Source organism: Paramixta manurensis (genome assembly GCF_013285385.1).
Classification (GTDB): domain Bacteria; phylum Pseudomonadota; class Gammaproteobacteria; order Enterobacterales; family Enterobacteriaceae; genus Paramixta; species Paramixta manurensis.
This window is the reverse complement of sequence record NZ_CP054212.1, coordinates 1,561,840-1,576,859: the sequence shown is the minus strand read 5'-3', so window position 1 is coordinate 1,576,859 and position 15,020 is coordinate 1,561,840. Positions and strand designations below refer to the sequence as shown.

The 15,020-nt window shown below is 53.1% G+C and carries 16 protein-coding genes and 1 riboswitch; of the genes, 4 read left to right on the top strand and 12 right to left on the bottom strand.

The features are described 5' to 3' along the window. Nucleotides 1-76: 76 nt before the first annotated feature. From dusC to PMPD1_RS07725, 3 genes are all read right to left on the bottom strand, one after another. Nucleotides 77-1,015 carry a tRNA dihydrouridine(16) synthase DusC gene (dusC, locus tag PMPD1_RS07735; protein ID WP_173633490.1) on the bottom strand — a complete coding sequence of 313 codons (939 nt, stop codon included), beginning with the start codon at nt 1,013-1,015 and terminating at the stop codon, nt 77-79. Nucleotides 1,016-1,030: 15 nt separating this feature from the next. Beyond that, nucleotides 1,031-2,362 (bottom strand): ATP-dependent RNA helicase RhlE, encoded by a 1,332-nt coding sequence (gene rhlE / locus PMPD1_RS07730; RefSeq protein ID WP_173633489.1) that lies wholly within the window; start codon nt 2,360-2,362, stop codon nt 1,031-1,033. Between the two features lie 233 nt (nt 2,363-2,595). Continuing rightward, nucleotides 2,596-2,988: a YbhQ family protein gene (locus PMPD1_RS07725; protein ID WP_173633488.1), complete on the bottom strand. Its 393-nt coding sequence runs from the start codon at nt 2,986-2,988 to the stop codon at nt 2,596-2,598. Nucleotides 2,989-3,168: 180 nt separating this feature from the next. Between PMPD1_RS07725 and PMPD1_RS07720 the strand changes: the two genes are divergently transcribed. The 3 genes from PMPD1_RS07720 to PMPD1_RS07710 are packed head-to-tail and all read left to right on the top strand — an operon-like array spanning nt 3,169 to nt 6,142. Further along, nucleotides 3,169-3,930 carry an endonuclease/exonuclease/phosphatase family protein gene (locus PMPD1_RS07720; RefSeq protein WP_173633487.1) on the top strand — a complete coding sequence of 254 codons (762 nt, stop codon included), beginning with the start codon at nt 3,169-3,171 and terminating at the stop codon, nt 3,928-3,930. Beyond that, the gene (clsB, locus tag PMPD1_RS07715) at nt 3,927-5,171 is read left to right on the top strand and encodes a cardiolipin synthase ClsB (RefSeq protein WP_173633486.1); all 1,245 of its coding nucleotides are present in this window, start codon (nt 3,927-3,929) and stop codon (nt 5,169-5,171) included. Before PMPD1_RS07720 ends, clsB begins: the two co-directional genes overlap by 4 nt. Beyond that, on the top strand, nt 5,171-6,142 hold the full coding sequence (locus PMPD1_RS07710) for a lysylphosphatidylglycerol synthase domain-containing protein (RefSeq protein WP_173633485.1): 972 nt from the start codon (nt 5,171-5,173) through the stop codon (nt 6,140-6,142). Before clsB ends, PMPD1_RS07710 begins: the two co-directional genes overlap by 1 nt. Nucleotides 6,143-6,188: 46 nt before the next feature. Here the strand turns inward: PMPD1_RS07710 and PMPD1_RS07705 are convergent, their stop codons facing one another. The 7 genes from PMPD1_RS07705 to moaA form a co-directional block, all read right to left on the bottom strand. Continuing rightward, the gene (locus PMPD1_RS07705) at nt 6,189-6,899 is read right to left on the bottom strand and encodes a Bax inhibitor-1/YccA family protein (protein WP_173633484.1); all 711 of its coding nucleotides are present in this window, start codon (nt 6,897-6,899) and stop codon (nt 6,189-6,191) included. 139 nt (nt 6,900-7,038) lie between these two features. Continuing rightward, the gene (locus PMPD1_RS07700) at nt 7,039-8,139 is read right to left on the bottom strand and encodes a DUF1615 domain-containing protein (RefSeq protein ID WP_173633483.1); all 1,101 of its coding nucleotides are present in this window, start codon (nt 8,137-8,139) and stop codon (nt 7,039-7,041) included. Between the two features lie 50 nt (nt 8,140-8,189). Continuing rightward, nucleotides 8,190-8,651, bottom strand: coding sequence for a molybdopterin synthase catalytic subunit MoaE (gene moaE / locus PMPD1_RS07695; protein WP_173633482.1), 462 nt, complete (start codon nt 8,649-8,651; stop codon nt 8,190-8,192). Between the two features lies 1 nt (nt 8,652). Next, on the bottom strand, nt 8,653-8,898 hold the full coding sequence (gene moaD / locus PMPD1_RS07690) for a molybdopterin synthase sulfur carrier subunit (protein WP_173633481.1): 246 nt from the start codon (nt 8,896-8,898) through the stop codon (nt 8,653-8,655). Beyond that, nucleotides 8,891-9,376: a cyclic pyranopterin monophosphate synthase MoaC gene (gene moaC, locus PMPD1_RS07685; protein ID WP_173633480.1), complete on the bottom strand. Its 486-nt coding sequence runs from the start codon at nt 9,374-9,376 to the stop codon at nt 8,891-8,893. Before moaC ends, moaD begins: the two co-directional genes overlap by 8 nt. A gap of 2 nt (nt 9,377-9,378) precedes the next feature. Continuing rightward, the gene (gene moaB, locus PMPD1_RS07680) at nt 9,379-9,894 is read right to left on the bottom strand and encodes a molybdenum cofactor biosynthesis protein B (protein ID WP_173633479.1); all 516 of its coding nucleotides are present in this window, start codon (nt 9,892-9,894) and stop codon (nt 9,379-9,381) included. A gap of 15 nt (nt 9,895-9,909) precedes the next feature. Next, the gene (gene moaA / locus PMPD1_RS07675) at nt 9,910-10,896 is read right to left on the bottom strand and encodes a GTP 3',8-cyclase MoaA (RefSeq protein ID WP_173633478.1); all 987 of its coding nucleotides are present in this window, start codon (nt 10,894-10,896) and stop codon (nt 9,910-9,912) included. Beyond that, nucleotides 10,886-11,019: riboswitch (molybdenum cofactor riboswitch) on the bottom strand. Its footprint overlaps the gene before it by 11 nt. Before the next feature lie 265 nt (nt 11,020-11,284). On the opposite strand from moaA, the gene PMPD1_RS07670 reads away from it, so the two are divergent. Then, on the top strand, nt 11,285-12,190 hold the full coding sequence (locus tag PMPD1_RS07670) for a gluconeogenesis factor YvcK family protein (protein ID WP_173633477.1): 906 nt from the start codon (nt 11,285-11,287) through the stop codon (nt 12,188-12,190). A gap of 8 nt (nt 12,191-12,198) precedes the next feature. Here the strand turns inward: PMPD1_RS07670 and uvrB are convergent, their stop codons facing one another. Next, nucleotides 12,199-14,214 (bottom strand): excinuclease ABC subunit UvrB, encoded by a 2,016-nt coding sequence (gene uvrB, locus PMPD1_RS07665; RefSeq protein ID WP_173633476.1) that lies wholly within the window; start codon nt 14,212-14,214, stop codon nt 12,199-12,201. A 416-nt stretch (nt 14,215-14,630) separates the two neighbouring features. Then, nucleotides 14,631-14,804 (bottom strand): hypothetical protein, encoded by a 174-nt coding sequence (locus tag PMPD1_RS07660; RefSeq protein ID WP_173633475.1) that lies wholly within the window; start codon nt 14,802-14,804, stop codon nt 14,631-14,633. Nucleotides 14,805-15,020 lie beyond the last annotated feature (216 nt).

Genomic DNA, 15,020 nt, shown 5'->3' with positions numbered 1-15,020 from the left:
CGCCGACAAAAGAAGCTGGAAATGAAAAAGGGGCGATATTCGCCCCTTTTGTTTTGCTCTGAGCAGCTCAGCCTGATTAGTGCAAACCACCATCGATGACGGCGGCAATCGCACCGGAATCCCTCAGCGTACGGATCTCGCTAAACAACCCTTCCGCTTCTTGGTACTCTTTACGCAGGTAGCCAAGCCACTGTTTGATACGCGCCACGTGATACATGCCAGTGTCGCCCTGCTTTTCCAGCCGAACATATTTCTGTAGCAGTTGCATCACGTCCGGCCACGCCATCCGCGCTTCGCCATATTTAATCACCCGGCTTAGGTTCGGCACATTAAGCGCTCCGCGCCCAATCATTATGGCGTCACAGCCGGTTACCTTCAGGCAATCCTGTGCGCTTTGTCCGTCCCAAATTTCACCATTGGCAATCACCGGAATGGTTAAACGCTGACGGATCTCACCTATCGCCGACCAGTTAATCGCTTCCGCTTTATAACCGTCCTGCTTTGTGCGCCCGTGAACCACTAATTCGCTGGCTCCGGCCTGCTGAACCGCATCGGCGATTTCAAACTGGCGTGCGCCAGAGTCCCAACCAAGGCGTATCTTTACCGTTACCGGCAACGCGGCAGGTACCGCTTCACGCATGGCCTTCGCGCCGCGATAAATCAGCTCAGGATCTTTCAACAATGTCGCGCCGCCGCCGCTCCCGTTCACGACTTTCGAAGGGCAACCACAATTCAGGTCGACCCCCCAGGAACCCAGTTCAACCGCTCGCGCCGCGTTTTCCGCTAACCATTGCGGATGCTGCCCGAGCAGTTGTACGCGCACTGGCGTCCCGGCTGGCGTGAGACTGGCATGGTGCAACTCAGGGCAGAGACGATAAAAGGATTTGACCGGCAATAGTTGATCCACCACCCGTAAAAACTCGGTGATGCAGAGATCGTAATCGTTAACTTCAGTGAGCAGTTGGCGCACCAGTGAATCCAGTACGCCTTCCATCGGTGCCAGTAATATACGCATACCGGAACCTGATACTTAGCCGTTATTCGCCGGTTTAGAACGACGTGGGCGACGCGGCTGGCTGTTATTCTCGCCCTGACGCGGACGGCGCGGCGCGGCTGGTTTGGCCTCGCTGCTGCGCCGACGTTCTCCGCCCTGCCCGTTACCGCCACGGTTGCCCGCGCCGCCGCGCTGTTGGCGACCATTTTGAATGGGCTCAGCCTTGATAGACGGGTCTGGCTCATAACCTGGGATTGCCAGACGCGGAATTTCACGCTTCAGCAAGCGCTCAATATCACGCAGCAGTTTATGCTCGTCGACACAGACCAGCGACAAAGCCGCGCCAGTGGCTGCCGCACGGCCTGTTCGCCCGATGCGATGCACATAATCTTCCGGCACGTTCGGCAACTCATAGTTAACCACATGCGGTAACTCTTCAATATCCAGGCCACGCGCAGCAATATCGGTCGCCACCAGCACCCGAATTTGCCCGGCTTTAAAATCACTCAATGCGCGTGTACGTGCGCCCTGGCTTTTATTGCCGTGGATTGCCGCTGCGGTAATCCCATCTTTATTTAACTGTTCAGCCAGATGGTTGGCGCCATGCTTGGTACGCGTAAACACCAGAACTTGCTGCCAGTTATCACGTCCAATCAGGAAGGAGAGTAGCTCCCGCTTGCGTTTCTTATCAACAAAATGCACTTGCTGACTGACTTGCTCGGACGCGGTATTACGATGCGCCACTTCCACTTGCTCTGGGTTATGCAACAATTTTTCCGCCAATGTACGAATCTCGTCGGAAAAGGTGGCGGAGAACAGCAGGTTTTGTCGCTTCGGCGGCAGTTTCGCCAACACGCGGCGAATATCGTGAATAAAGCCCATATCAAGCATCCGATCGGCTTCGTCCAAAACCAGGACTTCCACTTTCGACAGGTCAACCGCGTTCTGATGTTCCAGATCCAGCAGACGGCCCGGCGTCGCCACCAACACATCTACCCCGCCGCGCAATTTCATCATTTGCGGATTGATGCTCACGCCGCCAAACACCACCAGCGAACGAATATTCAGATATTGGCTGTACTCACGTACGTTTTCGCCCACCTGGGCCGCTAACTCACGCGTCGGCGTAAGGATCAGCGCGCGTACCGGACGCCGCCCTTTGGCGGGTGGATTAGCGCTCAAGCGTTGTAATAACGGTAAGGTAAAGCCTGCGGTTTTACCGGTTCCGGTTTGCGCGGTTGCCATTAAATCGCGCCCCGCCAGTACCACCGGGATCGCCTGACGTTGAATAGGGGTCGGCTCGCGGTAGCCTTGTTCCGTAACCGCACGCAAAATATCGGCACTCAGGCCGAGAGAATCAAAAGACATACTAAGAATTACTCCGGTTCCACCCTGACCGTAAATCACGGTGCAGTTTCCAGGGGGAGTATTTGACGCAAGCCAAAGCCAACGTTTGAAAGGGGGCACAAACTACGGTGCGTAAGCCAGAGAGTTTACCATCTTTCCGCGCGGCGGGCGAGCATATCGCACGTCAGCGCAAAGCCTGGCCGCCGCCATAAAAAAGGGCCACGATGCGTGACCCTGAACGGAACCTGATAAGGTTAGCTCCGTTTCTTTTGCACCCGATGCGTAGGCTCTTTCGCCAGCAAAGAAACCAGCGCCGGCCCAACTAACATCACGACACCCATGCAACCCAACACCAGATTGTTATGCACTACCCGTGAAAGCAGAAACAGCACCAACATAGCGGCGCCAAAATACCAGGTGGTGGTGACGTCTTCGAGAAAATCCCCGAGGTTACGTAAGCGGTGGATGCGCTGCGTCAACAGCATAGCAAGAAAGATCGTGGCATAGGTCGCTAACAGAATGGTACTGACCTGAACCAATGCCTGGTGCTTCCATCCCCAAACCAAGGCTGCAATCAGCAACAGATGCAGTGCGATGTGTACACAGGTTTGTCCGGTGACAATCTGAATACGGTTAGACCATTTCATTCTCTTCTCCTGGCAGACCCAACAGGTCGCCCAAGTGTTACCGGCGAAAGCCGATGACGAATTTCCTCAGAGTAACGCAATTTTCGGATAATGCCGCAAATTACTGCCTCAATCGGCACCCTTTTGTGACAAAGACTACACTTTATCCTTAACGAATTGGATAAGGAGAGCGCCATTAGTATGTCACAAAACGCGCATGGATTTACATTTAAAGTCCTGACGATTAATACTCACAAGGGTTTCACTAGCTTTAACCGCCGTTTTATTCTGCCGGAGCTCCGGGAAGCGGTGCGCGCGACCTCGGCAGATATTGTCTTTCTGCAAGAAGTGATGGGAACCCATGCCCTGCATCCGTTACAGGTTGAGAACTGGCCTGACACACCTCATTACGAATTTTTGGCCGATACCATGTGGAATGATTACGCTTACGGGCGTAATGCCGTCTATCCAGAGGGGCATCACGGCAATGCCGTGCTTTCACGCTTCCCAATCGTTGCGTATGAAAATCGTGATATTTCCGTGGCCGGCACGGAAAAACGCGGCATGTTGCATTGCCAACTCAAAGTGCCGGATCGCGATATTACGTTACATGTTATCTGCGTTCACCTCGGCCTACGCGACGCGCACCGCCATGCGCAAATGAAAATGATGTGTGAACTCATCGCCTCCTTGCCACCCGACGCGCCGCTGGTGGTTGCCGGTGATTTTAATGACTGGCAGCTACGCGCCAACAAAATCCTTAAACGTGGCGCCAACCTGGAGGAAGTTTTCAGCCGTAAAAACGGTCGTCCGGCACGCACTTTCCCTGCCCGCCTACCCTTGCTACGCCTTGATCGCATTTATGTGCGTAATGCTGGCGCGAGCCATCCCTGGGCGCTGCCGATGCGGCCTTGGTCACACCTATCCGATCACGCCCCGTTGGCGGTGGAGATCCATCTATGAATATGGCGTGGCGCGAAGGAAACCGCATTACGTTGCTGGAAAATGGCGATGAATTTTTTCCACGCGTATTTGAAGCTATTCGCCGTGCGCAACACAGCCTGCTGCTGGAAACCTTTATTCTGTTTGAAGATTCGGTAGGTAAAGCGTTACACGCAGTCTTGTTGGAAGCCGCGCAGCGCGGTGTGGTGATTGAAATGATGGTGGACGGCTACGGCTCACCGGATCTCTCCGATGAATTTGTACATAGCCTAACCTCCGCTGGCGTACGATTTCTTTATTACGATCCACGCCCTTTAGTGTTCGGCATGCGTACCAACGTGTTTCGTCGTCTGCACCGTAAAATCGTGGTGGCCGATGGCGTCATCGCCTTTGTCGGCGGGATCAACTTTTCTGCCGAGCACAATACCGATTACGGCCCGGAAGCGAAACAGGACTATGCCGTTGAAGTGAAAGGCCCGATTGTTGACGATATTGCCGGTTATGTTCAGCACGCGATAGGCAGTGAACAGACTATTGGTCGTTGGTGGAATCACCGCTCACACCGTCCAACGGTTAACACTACGCCCGGCGAGGCGCAGGCGCTGTTTGTTTTTCGCGATAATGACCAACACCGCGACGATATTGAGCAACACTATCTGGATATGTTGCACAGCGCGCAACAGGATGTGGTTATTGCCAATGCCTATTTCTTTCCCGGCTACCGGCTGTTACGTGAAATGCGTAATGCGGCACAACGTGGCGTCAGGGTCCGACTGGTGGTACAGGGTGAACCAGATATGCCGATTGTCAAAGTCGGCGCTGAGTTACTGTATAACTACTTGGTTGATGCTGGCGTGGAGATTTATGAATATCGCCGTCGGCCGTTACACGGCAAAGTGGCGGTAAAAGATGGGCAATGGTCGACCGTGGGTTCCAGTAATCTTGACCCGCTGAGTTTGTCACTTAATCTGGAAGCTAATCTGATTATTCACGATAGCCAGTTTAACCGTGAATTGCGTAACAACCTTGACCGGCTGATTGCCGAAGATTGCCAACAGGTCGATGAGAGCCTGCTGCCGAAGCGCACCTGGTGGCACCTCACCAAGAGCGTGATTGTGTTTCACTTTTTACGCCACTTCCCCGCCATCGCCGGCTGGTTACCCGCCCATACACCGAAACTCACCCAGGTTAAGCCGCCGGTGCAGCCGGAGCTTGAAACGCAGGATCGCGTGGATACCGATAACCCCGGAGTTAAACCCTGATGTCGAAAGCCCATCCTAAATGGACGCTATTCAAAAAAATCCTCACTTGGCTGTTTTTTATCGCGGTCATTATCTTGTTGGTGGTGTACGCGCGAAAAATCAATTGGCAAGATGTCTGGCATGTCATCATCCACTACAACCGCCGCGAGATCCTGACGGCAGTGGCGTTGGTGGTCGTCAGCTATCTGACCTATGGCATTTACGATCTGATCGGGCGCGTCTATTGCGGACACAAACTGGCCAAACGCCAAGTGATGCTGGTGTCGTTTATCTGCTACGCCTTTAACCTGACGCTAAGCACATGGGTGGGTGGCGTAGCGATGCGTTACCGGCTTTACTCACGGCTTGGGCTGCCGGGCAGTACCATCACCCGCATTTTTTCACTCAGTATTGCCACCAACTGGCTGGGTTATATTCTGCTTTCCGGCGTGGTGTTCAGCGCCGGGATGGTGCCTATCCCCGCCGGTTGGTTTGTCGGCGAAGGAACCCTGCGCGTAATCGGCATCGCTTTGCTGGTCTTTGTGGCGTTTTATTTGGCTCTCTGTGCGTTCTCTAAGCGTCGCCACTGGAGCGTGAGAGGCCAAAAGTTAGCGCTGCCCTCGTTGCGTATGGCGTTGTTTCAGTTTGCGGTCTCTTGCGCCAATTGGTTGGTAATGGGCGCGATTATCTGGCTGCTACTGGCGCAACAGGTCGGCTATCCGGTGGTATTGGGGGTGTTGCTGATTAGCAGTATTGCCGGGGTGATTATTCATATTCCGGCCGGGATCGGCGTACTGGAAGCGGTATTTCTAGCCTTGCTAAGCGGACAGCACGCTTCGCACGGCGCGATTATCGCCGCCTTGCTGGCCTACCGCGTGCTCTATTTTATTTTGCCGCTGTTACTGGCACTGGTGTTGTATTTATGGCTGGAAAGCCGGGCAAAACAGTTGCGGGAGAAAAACCAGCGTAAGATGGAAAAACCCGCCGGTTGAAATAAGACTGGCGCGGGAGCAGATATGCCACCCCGCGCCACGGAGATTAACGACGGTTACCCATAATGCGCAGTAGCATCAGGAACAGGTTAATGAAGTCCAGATACAACGTCAGAGCACCCATAATCGAGTAACGACGCAAATTCTCTTTATCATCAACATTAAACCCTTCGCCGATATTTTTCAGTTTCTGCGTGTCATACGCCGTCAGCCCGACAAATACCAGCACGCCGATATACGTAATCGCCCACATCAGCGGCGCGCTCTTCAGCCAGATATTGACCAGCGACGCCAGCACAATCCCGATCAGTGCCATAAACAGCAGGCTGCCCATTCCACTCAGATCGCGCTTGGTGGTGTAACCCCAAAAGCTCATGGCACCAAACATCCCACCGGTGACCAAAAAAGTACTGGCAATAGAGGAGTAGGTGTAAACCAGGAAAATGCTCGCCAGCGTCAACCCGGTCAGCGCCGAATAGAGCATAAACAGCCCGGTCGCCGCCGCGCCGCTCAGCTTATGCACCATTCCGGAGAGCACAAAAACCAGCCCCAGTTGAACAATGATTAAACCGAAGAAGGTAATACGATTAGCGAACACCAGCTCCATTACCGCAGGCGTATTGGCCGCAAACCAAGAGACAAACGCCGTCAGTAACAGGCCGCAAGTCATCCAGCCATAAACTTGCGCCATATAGGTTTGTAAACCGGCGCGCGTGTCCTGCACGATGGAACCGTTTGAACGTGGATATCGATCCATGATGCACCTCTTTGCATGAAAATGGAGAAAAACCGATAGCGTAAATTGTGGCACATTTAACCTGGCTTACGCTATGGGCAACCCTTAACTATTCAATAACGATTGAGCAAATGCGCGTCGCTTCCCACACTTTATCCGTTTAGCCACGCGCCATACACTGCTGGTAGCGCCCGTTAACCCGCTGCGCGAACCAGGCAGTGGTTAAATTACGGGTAATTTTCGGACTTTCCAGCTGGATACCGGGCAGCATTTCACGTGCTACACGTTTACCGTTCTGTTGGTCCGCCAGCGCAAACAGACGATGATACAAATCGCTCTGTTCAAATTCAGCGGTATTACTGTTTTCCAAATCACGCCGGATAGCCCGATCGCTCATCTTCAAACTTTTCCCCAGCGTTTTCACCGCCCGTTCTGTCGTCCCCGCCTGGTCAGAACCATACAGGATGAGATCGCCATCCAGCGCCAGCTTCATGCCGGTTAAACGTGAGACTGCCGCCTGGAATGCCGCATTGCGACTGGCGTACCAGCCGGCATTAAAATCGGCAAAACGATACAGCGGCTGAGTGTATGAGGCCGGATAGCCAAGTAAATGCAGAGTACCAAACCAGACGCCGCCGCGACGGCTAAAGACTTCATGCCGAATTGAGCCCTCCACCGGCCAGGGGTAGCCCTGAGCATGCGCCTCGGCGAACGCGATACTCACCTGCATCGGCCCGCCGGTATGAATCGGGTTGAGATTACCGAATAACCGCTGGCCCATCGGCACCATATCGATAAAATCATCAAAAATGGCGCTAAGCTCTTTTTCCGTGCGCACATGGTCTAGCCGCTCACTGTAGCTTTTGCCATTCGGAGAATGAATCAGCAGTGCGGTACGTACCACCAAAGCCGGGATATGCAATTTTGCCGCCCGGCGATTAATCTCGCCCCACGCGATGTCAGGCAAACCGGCGACCGGTGCATCGGGATTGAAACCTGACTCCTGATCGGTCACCGCGATCACTGCACAGAGGTTACTGTCGCTTGGCGTTAATTGTTGGACCCGAAACGCGGTATAAATGTCGCTGGCCCACGCCGGTTTATTGCTGACTTTTGCCGGTAACAAACGCGTAATACGCGCTTTTACTTCATCAGGATGCGCGACGGGCGCGGGCGGGGATTTTTTGCTGCTACAACCTGCCAGCACCAACAGCATAAGTAGCGAAAACGCGCCTGAGGCGCGCTGTGATAACGATGACATACCTGTCCTTCTCTGGTTGGTAAGCCCTAACGAGCCAGTTTAGCGACAGCTTATTGCGGTGACTCCCAGCGCTTTGCCGCCTGCCGATCGCTGTCGCGGGCATCAACCCAACGTTCACCTTCCGGCGTCGCTTCCCGTTTCCAGAATGGCGCGCGGGTTTTTAAATAATCCATCATAAATTCAGCGGCGGCAAATGCGGCACTACGATGCGCTCCTGTCACACCGACCATCACGATTTCATCGCCGGGGAACAGCTCGCCGATTCGATGAATCAAGGTAACGCGCTGTAACGGCCAGCGCTGACGCGCTTCATCGACAATTTCCGCTAACGCTTTTTCCGTCATGCCGGGGTAGTGCTCCAGCGTCAAGGCTGAAACATCATCGCCCAGGTTATGATTACGCACTTTACCGGTGAAGGTAACCACCGCGCCATCTTCATCACAGGCGGCAAGCCAGGTGTACTCTGCCGCCATATCAAAGGGCTGATGGCCCACGCGAATACGAGTGTCCATTTTATCCTCCGGTTACCGGTGGGAAGAAAGCGACCTCATCGCCATCCTGTAGCGGATGCTGTAGCGACACCAGCGTTTGGTTAACCGCCGCCAATAATTTCCCGGAGGTTAATGCCAACGCCCAGCGTTCACCGCGTGTAGATAGCGCGGCACGCAACGCTTCCACATCGGCATAACCTTCATCCAGCGTCAAACAATCGGTACCCACCAGCTCTCGTACCTGAGCGAAAAACAGGACCTTAATCATTGTCCACCGCCCTGAAGTCGCCAGATTTTCCGCCGCTTTTACTCAGCAGGCGCACCTGCTCGATCACCATATCCTTTTGCACCGCCTTACACATATCGTAAATGGTCAACGCGGCTACCGAAGCGGCAGTTAACGCTTCCATCTCAACGCCGGTTTTTCCCTGCAAACGACAACATGATTCCACCCGCACGCGGTTTTTCTCTGGCTGTGCGCTCAGTGTCACTTCTACTTTACTGAGCATCAGCGGATGACAGAGTGGGATCAGATCCCACGTCCGTTTGGCGGCCTGAATCCCCGCAATACGTGCGGTGGCAAACACATCGCCTTTATGGTGACGCCCTTCAATAATCATGTTCAGGGTTTCAGGGTGCATGGTGACAAAAGCTTCGGCGCGCGCTTCACGCACGGTTTCATCTTTTGCCGAAACATCCACCATATGCGCCTCACCGGCGGCATTAATATGGGTTAATTGCGACATACCTACGGTTTCTTTAAATGCGAAATAAAATTACATGGGCGCGTACGTGCGTCCAACTGGTCGGCAATGATACGTTCCCAGGCGCTACGGCAAGCACTGGTTGAGCCAGGCATGGCAAAAATTAGCGTTTGGTTCGCCATACCGGCTACTGCTCGCGATTGCATATTCGCGCTGCCAATATCTTCCCAAGAGATCATACGAAACAGTTCGCCAAACCCTTCTACCTCACGGTCAAACAGCGGTAACAACGCTTCCGGGGTACTGTTTTTAGTGTTAAACCCGGTACCGCCGTTAACCAACACGACCTGTACGTCTTCGCTGGCAATCCAACTGGAGACGATCGCGCGAATGCGATAGCGGTTATCTTTGACAATCGCATGGTCAATAACCTGATGTCCGGCTTCGGTCACCGCTTCTCGCAAATAGTCGCCCGAGGTGTCATTAGAGGCATCGCGACTGTCAGAAACAGTTAATACCGCAACTGACGCGGCAATGAATTCAGAAGAAGGCTTACTCATGTTGTTCTCCAGCGCTTAGCCGCCGATAAAAGAAAGGTTTTTCGTCATCCCGGTATTCCCCTGATGCAGGAAATGCGTTTGCTTTTTCTCGCCTAAACTGGCGGCGATACGCGCTTGTAACGCGGGTTGTTGCGTGTCAGACGCCAGCAGGTCACGCAGCGGAATACCGTTCTCGCCGAACAGGCATAAATGCAAATTGCCGATTGCCGATACGCGCAGCCGATTACAACTGGCGCAAAAGTCTTTTTCATACGGCATGATCAGGCCGATTTCGCCCTGATAATCCGGGTGACGGTACACTTGTGCCGGGCCATCGCTGCGCGCGCGCGCCTGACGCTGCCAGCCTTGTTGCACCAATTGCGCACGGATGACATCGCCAGAGATGTGATGTTGTTGGAACAGCGAGCTACCGTCGCCGGTTTCCATTAATTCGATAAAGCGTAATTGGATGGGACGCGTACGGATCCACGCCAGAAAGGTATCGAGTTGATGATGATTTAAGTTACGCATCAACACCGTATTGACTTTCACCTGGCGAAAACCCGCCTCGAAAGCGGCATCAATACCGCGCATCACCTGATCGAACTTGTCTTGCCCGGTAATGGCGTGAAATTGACGCGGATCCAGGCTATCAACGCTAATGTTTAGCGCCGTCAAACCTGCCGCGCGCCAACGCGCGACATCACGCGCCAGGCGATAGCCATTAGTGGTGACCGCAATCTGCCGAATACCGGGATTTTCACGCACGGCGGCAATAATCTCGACGAAATCACGCCGTAAAGAGGGTTCTCCGCCGGTCAGACGCACCTTTTCGGTACCGGAGGCGGCGAATGCGCGCGTCACGCGACGAATTTCATCAAGCGAGAGGAAACTTTTATTGGTGGTTGCCGCTGGCTGATAACCATTCGGCAGGCAGTAAGTGCAGCGAAAGTTACAGACGTCAGTCACCGACAGACGTAAGTAATAAAACTCGCGTGCAAAAGCATCTGTAAATTGTGGCACCGGGACACCTTTCCAATAACGGGAGATGCAGGCATTTCTTTCTGCACCCTGGTAGCTCAAGGCTACGGCCAGAGAACCGTATCATGCGACTTAGGTTCAAAGGCTAGAGTGTGATTTTCCGGCGGGAAAACCGTGATGTTGCAATAATAACGCCAATCCACGGATGATTCCACAGCGAGTTACGCTATATATTTAATTATATAGCCATTTTTAACTGCACGTTTGCCGATGATCACTACATTTAGCCGCTAAGCGACGCAAGTTATTGTCTGAGGTCGGGAAGTGCTTTTTTTGTGTATCATAGTGGATAACAACAAACGATCAGGCGCGGTGTGCGCCTGTTGATCAGAAAGTTATTGGTTTGCTAACGCACCGTTGCAGGAGTTTTATGAATCGTACCCTGGCAGATCTGGATCGCGTCGTCGCCCTCGGCGGTGGACATGGTCTGGGTCGCGTAATGTCTGCCCTCTCCCCGCTGGGTTCACGCCTTACTGGCATTGTTACCACCACCGATAACGGCGGGTCGACCGGACGTATCCGCCGTTCAGAAGGCGGTATTGCGTGGGGAGATATGCGTAACTGTCTTAATCAACTGATTACCGAACCCAGCGTTGCGTCCGCCATGTTTGAATACCGCTTTGCCGGTAATGGAGAACTGGCCGGGCACAACCTTGGCAACCTAATGTTAAAAGCGCTCGATCATTTAAGCGTGCGCCCGCTGGAAGCCATCAACCTGATCCGTAATCTGCTGAAAGTTGACGCGTTTCTTATTCCCATGTCGGAACAGCCGGTTGACCTGGTGGCCATGGATACCGAGGGCCATTTGATTTACGGCGAAACGGATATTGATGCCATGAAACAGCCGCCGCAGGAGCTGATGCTGCATCCCAATGTCTCTCCCACCCGCGAGGCGCTTGATGCCATTGCAGAAGCCGACTTGATCCTTATTGGCCCCGGCAGCTTTTATACCAGCCTGATGCCGGTGTTATTGATGAAGGAGATGACCCAGGCATTGCGCCGGACGCCTGCCACCATGGTGTTTATCGGCAACCTGGGGCGTGAGCTTAGCCCGGCGGCGGCGAGCCTAAGCCTGGCCGATAAGCTGGCGATGATGGAAAAGTATATTGGTAAAAAAGTGATCGACGCCGTGGTGGTCAGCCCATTGGTGGATACCCACGGCGTACAAGAACGCCTGATTATTCAGGAGCCGCTGGAAGCCGCCGATATTCGTTACCGCCACGACCGCCAGTTGTTGCGCATTGCGCTTGAGCACGCGGTCCAGGCCTTCGGTTGACCTCCGGCCTACGAGGCGGCAATAAATAACTCGCGCAGTTGATGCAATTGGTCGCGCACCTGCGCGGCCTCTTCAAACTCAAGGTTCTGCGCATGCTTCTGCATCTGCCCTTCCAGTTCGTGGATTTTCTTCTGCAACGCCTGCGGCGTCAGCGCCAAATAACTGGCTTCTGCTTCGGCTGCCCGTGTAGGCGTTTTTCCACGTGTTTTCCCTTTACTGACGCGGCCCAGTTCAAGAATATCCGTGACTTTCTTATTCAGCCCTTGCGGCACGATACCGTGCTCGGCATTGTATTGCGTCTGTTTTTCCCGACGGCGTTCGGTTTCGCTAATCGCCCTTGCCATTGATGGAGTAATTTTATCCCCATACAGAATGGCTTTACCGTTAATGTTACGCGCCGCACGACCAATGGTCTGGATCAACGAACGTTCAGAACGCAAGAAGCCCTCTTTATCCGCATCCAAAATCGCCACCAGCGATACTTCCGGCATATCCAGCCCTTCTCGCAGCAAGTTGATGCCGACCAGCACATCAAACTCGCCGAGACGTAAATCGCGAATAATCTCCATCCGTTCGACGGTATCAATATCCGAATGCAGATAACGCACCTTCTCGCCGTGCTCTTCAAGGTATTCGGTTAAATCTTCGGCCATCCGTTTGGTTAACGTGGTCACCAACACCCGCTCATTAACCGCCGCCCGTAAGCGGATTTCAGAGAGTAAATCATCAACCTGCGTGCTTACCGGTCGGACTTCGATCAACGGATCGAGCAAGCCGGTAGGCCGCACAACCTGATCGATCACTTCACCGCCCGATTTCTCCAGTTCATAATTACCGGGCGTTGCTGATACATAGATGGTTTGCGGCGCCAGCGCTTCAAACTCCTCAAACTTCATCGGACGGTTATCCAGCGCCGATGGTAGGCGGAAACCATACTCTACCAATGTCTCTTTACGCGCACGGTCACCGCGATACATGCCGCCAATTTGCGGAATGGTAACGTGCGATTCATCCACCACCAGCAAACCGTCGGCAGGCAAATAGTCAAACAACGTCGGCGGCGGCTCGCCGGGGCCGCGCCCGGAGAGGAAACGCGAATAGTTTTCGATGCCGGAGCAGTAGCCCAACTCATTCATCATCTCTAAATCGAACTGGGTACGCTGCGTTAAACGCTGCTCTTCCAGCAGCTTGTTATTATCCAACAGCACTTTACGGCGATCGACTAACTCTAGTTTAATCTCTTCCATCGCCTGCAAAATACGCTCGCGCGGCGTCACGTAGTGAGTCTTTGGATAGATGGTATAACGCGCCACGGTTTGCTCAACCTGGCCGGTCAACGGATCGAAAATGGATAGCCGTTCTACCTCGTCATCAAACAACTCGACGCGCAGCGCAATCTCATCCGACTCGGCGGGGAAAATATCAATCACTTCGCCGCGCACCCGGAAGGTACCGCGCTGAAAAGCCTGATCGTTACGGCTGTACTGTAACTCCGCCAAACGCCGCAAAATGCTACGCTGATCGATAACCATACCGCGTGTAAGATGCAGCATCATTTTGAGGTACAAATCCGGATCGCCCAAACCGTAGATCGCTGAAACGGACGCCACTACGATAACATCACGACGCTCCAGCAACGCTTTGGTGGCCGACAGCCGCATTTGTTCAATATGTTCGTTAACCGACGCATCCTTCTCAATAAAGGTATCTGAGCTCGGAACGTAGGCTTCCGGCTGATAATAGTCGTAATAGGAGACGAAGTACTCCACGGCGTTATCCGGAAAGAACTCTTTCATCTCGCCATAGAGTTGCGCGGCGAGGGTTTTATTCGGCGCCAAAACCATCGTCGGCCGATTAAGATCGGCGATCACGTTCGCGACAGTAAAGGTTTTACCCGACCCGGTTACGCCCAATAACGTTTGATGTGCCAGCCCATCCTCTAACCCCTCCTCCAGGCGACGAATCGCCTCAGGCTGATCGCCTGCTGGTTTAAATGCGGAGTTAAGTTTAAAAAGTTTGCTCATTGCTAAGGCACCTGCTGAAGAATTGCGCGAACCGGAGGGTAATTCTACTCTGCCTGGCTAAATTTGCCAGTAAAAAATACTGGATATAAAAACAGTGTTATTGCATAATGCTTAGTGAAAAGGCAAAGGGTAACTTTTGCACCCCGTTTTGGCGCAGAAATAGCGCCGCTGGCAACAGGGTTATCCCCAGAAGCTTTTAGGCTTTAACATTTGTCAATAGATTGTCATCAAAAGCGCGCGGCAAAAAAAGCGGGAAAAGCCTTAGGCTTGATTTTAAATATCTTATTGATTTTTAATTGTTTTATCGAAAAGCCCAGTTTCGCGCCACTTCGGGCAAAAGCCGCGTCTGCTCTCGCTTCGTCGATGTTTTCATTGGCTAATGCACATGGTTATCCACAGGAATGGTGGATAAGTGTTTACAGCGCCCGAATCGTCTGGTGTGTATAAATTCGCGTTGGTGTTATCGGGCAGGGTGAAATATTTTTTTTTCGATTTTTTTCTGCTTTGCTTAAGAACAATTTCACCCACCATCCTCTTCCCTCTGCGGCCTCACCCTCTTTTTCTCCCTTTTCGTCAAGCCCTTTATTCATGAAAGTTTTTGCCTGGTGAAGACGGAATTGCACCACAAAGGTAAAACAATCAGCACTGCCATAGTGCACGTCTCTCTGTCCGTCTTGATGACGGCAATAAATTGTTTAGCAATATTGACCATTTCCGGGCGGTGATAACCCAGTCTTCACTCCCTGGCACGCTGCTCTCAACGTTGTGGCCTGTTAATTGCAAGTTTGATGAACCCCTCACGCTGG

Excerpts from the sequence above, each read along its gene's own strand:
- dusC (WP_173633490.1), bottom strand. The coding sequence starts at position 1,015 with ATGCGTATATTACTGGCACCGATGGAAGGCGTACTGGATTCACTGGTG.
- rhlE (WP_173633489.1), bottom strand. The coding sequence starts at position 2,362 with ATGTCTTTTGATTCTCTCGGCCTGAGTGCCGATATTTTGCGTGCGGTT.
- PMPD1_RS07725 (WP_173633488.1), bottom strand. The coding sequence starts at position 2,988 with ATGAAATGGTCTAACCGTATTCAGATTGTCACCGGACAAACCTGTGTA.
- PMPD1_RS07720 (WP_173633487.1), top strand. The coding sequence starts at position 3,169 with ATGTCACAAAACGCGCATGGATTTACATTTAAAGTCCTGACGATTAAT.
- clsB (WP_173633486.1), top strand. The coding sequence starts at position 3,927 with ATGAATATGGCGTGGCGCGAAGGAAACCGCATTACGTTGCTGGAAAAT.
- PMPD1_RS07710 (WP_173633485.1), top strand. The coding sequence starts at position 5,171 with ATGTCGAAAGCCCATCCTAAATGGACGCTATTCAAAAAAATCCTCACT.
- PMPD1_RS07705 (WP_173633484.1), bottom strand. The coding sequence starts at position 6,899 with ATGGATCGATATCCACGTTCAAACGGTTCCATCGTGCAGGACACGCGC.
- PMPD1_RS07700 (WP_173633483.1), bottom strand. The coding sequence starts at position 8,139 with ATGTCATCGTTATCACAGCGCGCCTCAGGCGCGTTTTCGCTACTTATG.
- moaE (WP_173633482.1), bottom strand. The coding sequence starts at position 8,651 with ATGGACACTCGTATTCGCGTGGGCCATCAGCCCTTTGATATGGCGGCA.
- moaD (WP_173633481.1), bottom strand. The coding sequence starts at position 8,898 with ATGATTAAGGTCCTGTTTTTCGCTCAGGTACGAGAGCTGGTGGGTACC.
- moaC (WP_173633480.1), bottom strand. The coding sequence starts at position 9,376 with ATGTCGCAATTAACCCATATTAATGCCGCCGGTGAGGCGCATATGGTG.
- moaB (WP_173633479.1), bottom strand. The coding sequence starts at position 9,894 with ATGAGTAAGCCTTCTTCTGAATTCATTGCCGCGTCAGTTGCGGTATTA.
- PMPD1_RS07670 (WP_173633477.1), top strand. The coding sequence starts at position 11,285 with ATGAATCGTACCCTGGCAGATCTGGATCGCGTCGTCGCCCTCGGCGGT.
- uvrB (WP_173633476.1), bottom strand. The coding sequence starts at position 14,214 with ATGAGCAAACTTTTTAAACTTAACTCCGCATTTAAACCAGCAGGCGAT.
- PMPD1_RS07660 (WP_173633475.1), bottom strand. The coding sequence starts at position 14,804 with ATGAATAAAGGGCTTGACGAAAAGGGAGAAAAAGAGGGTGAGGCCGCA.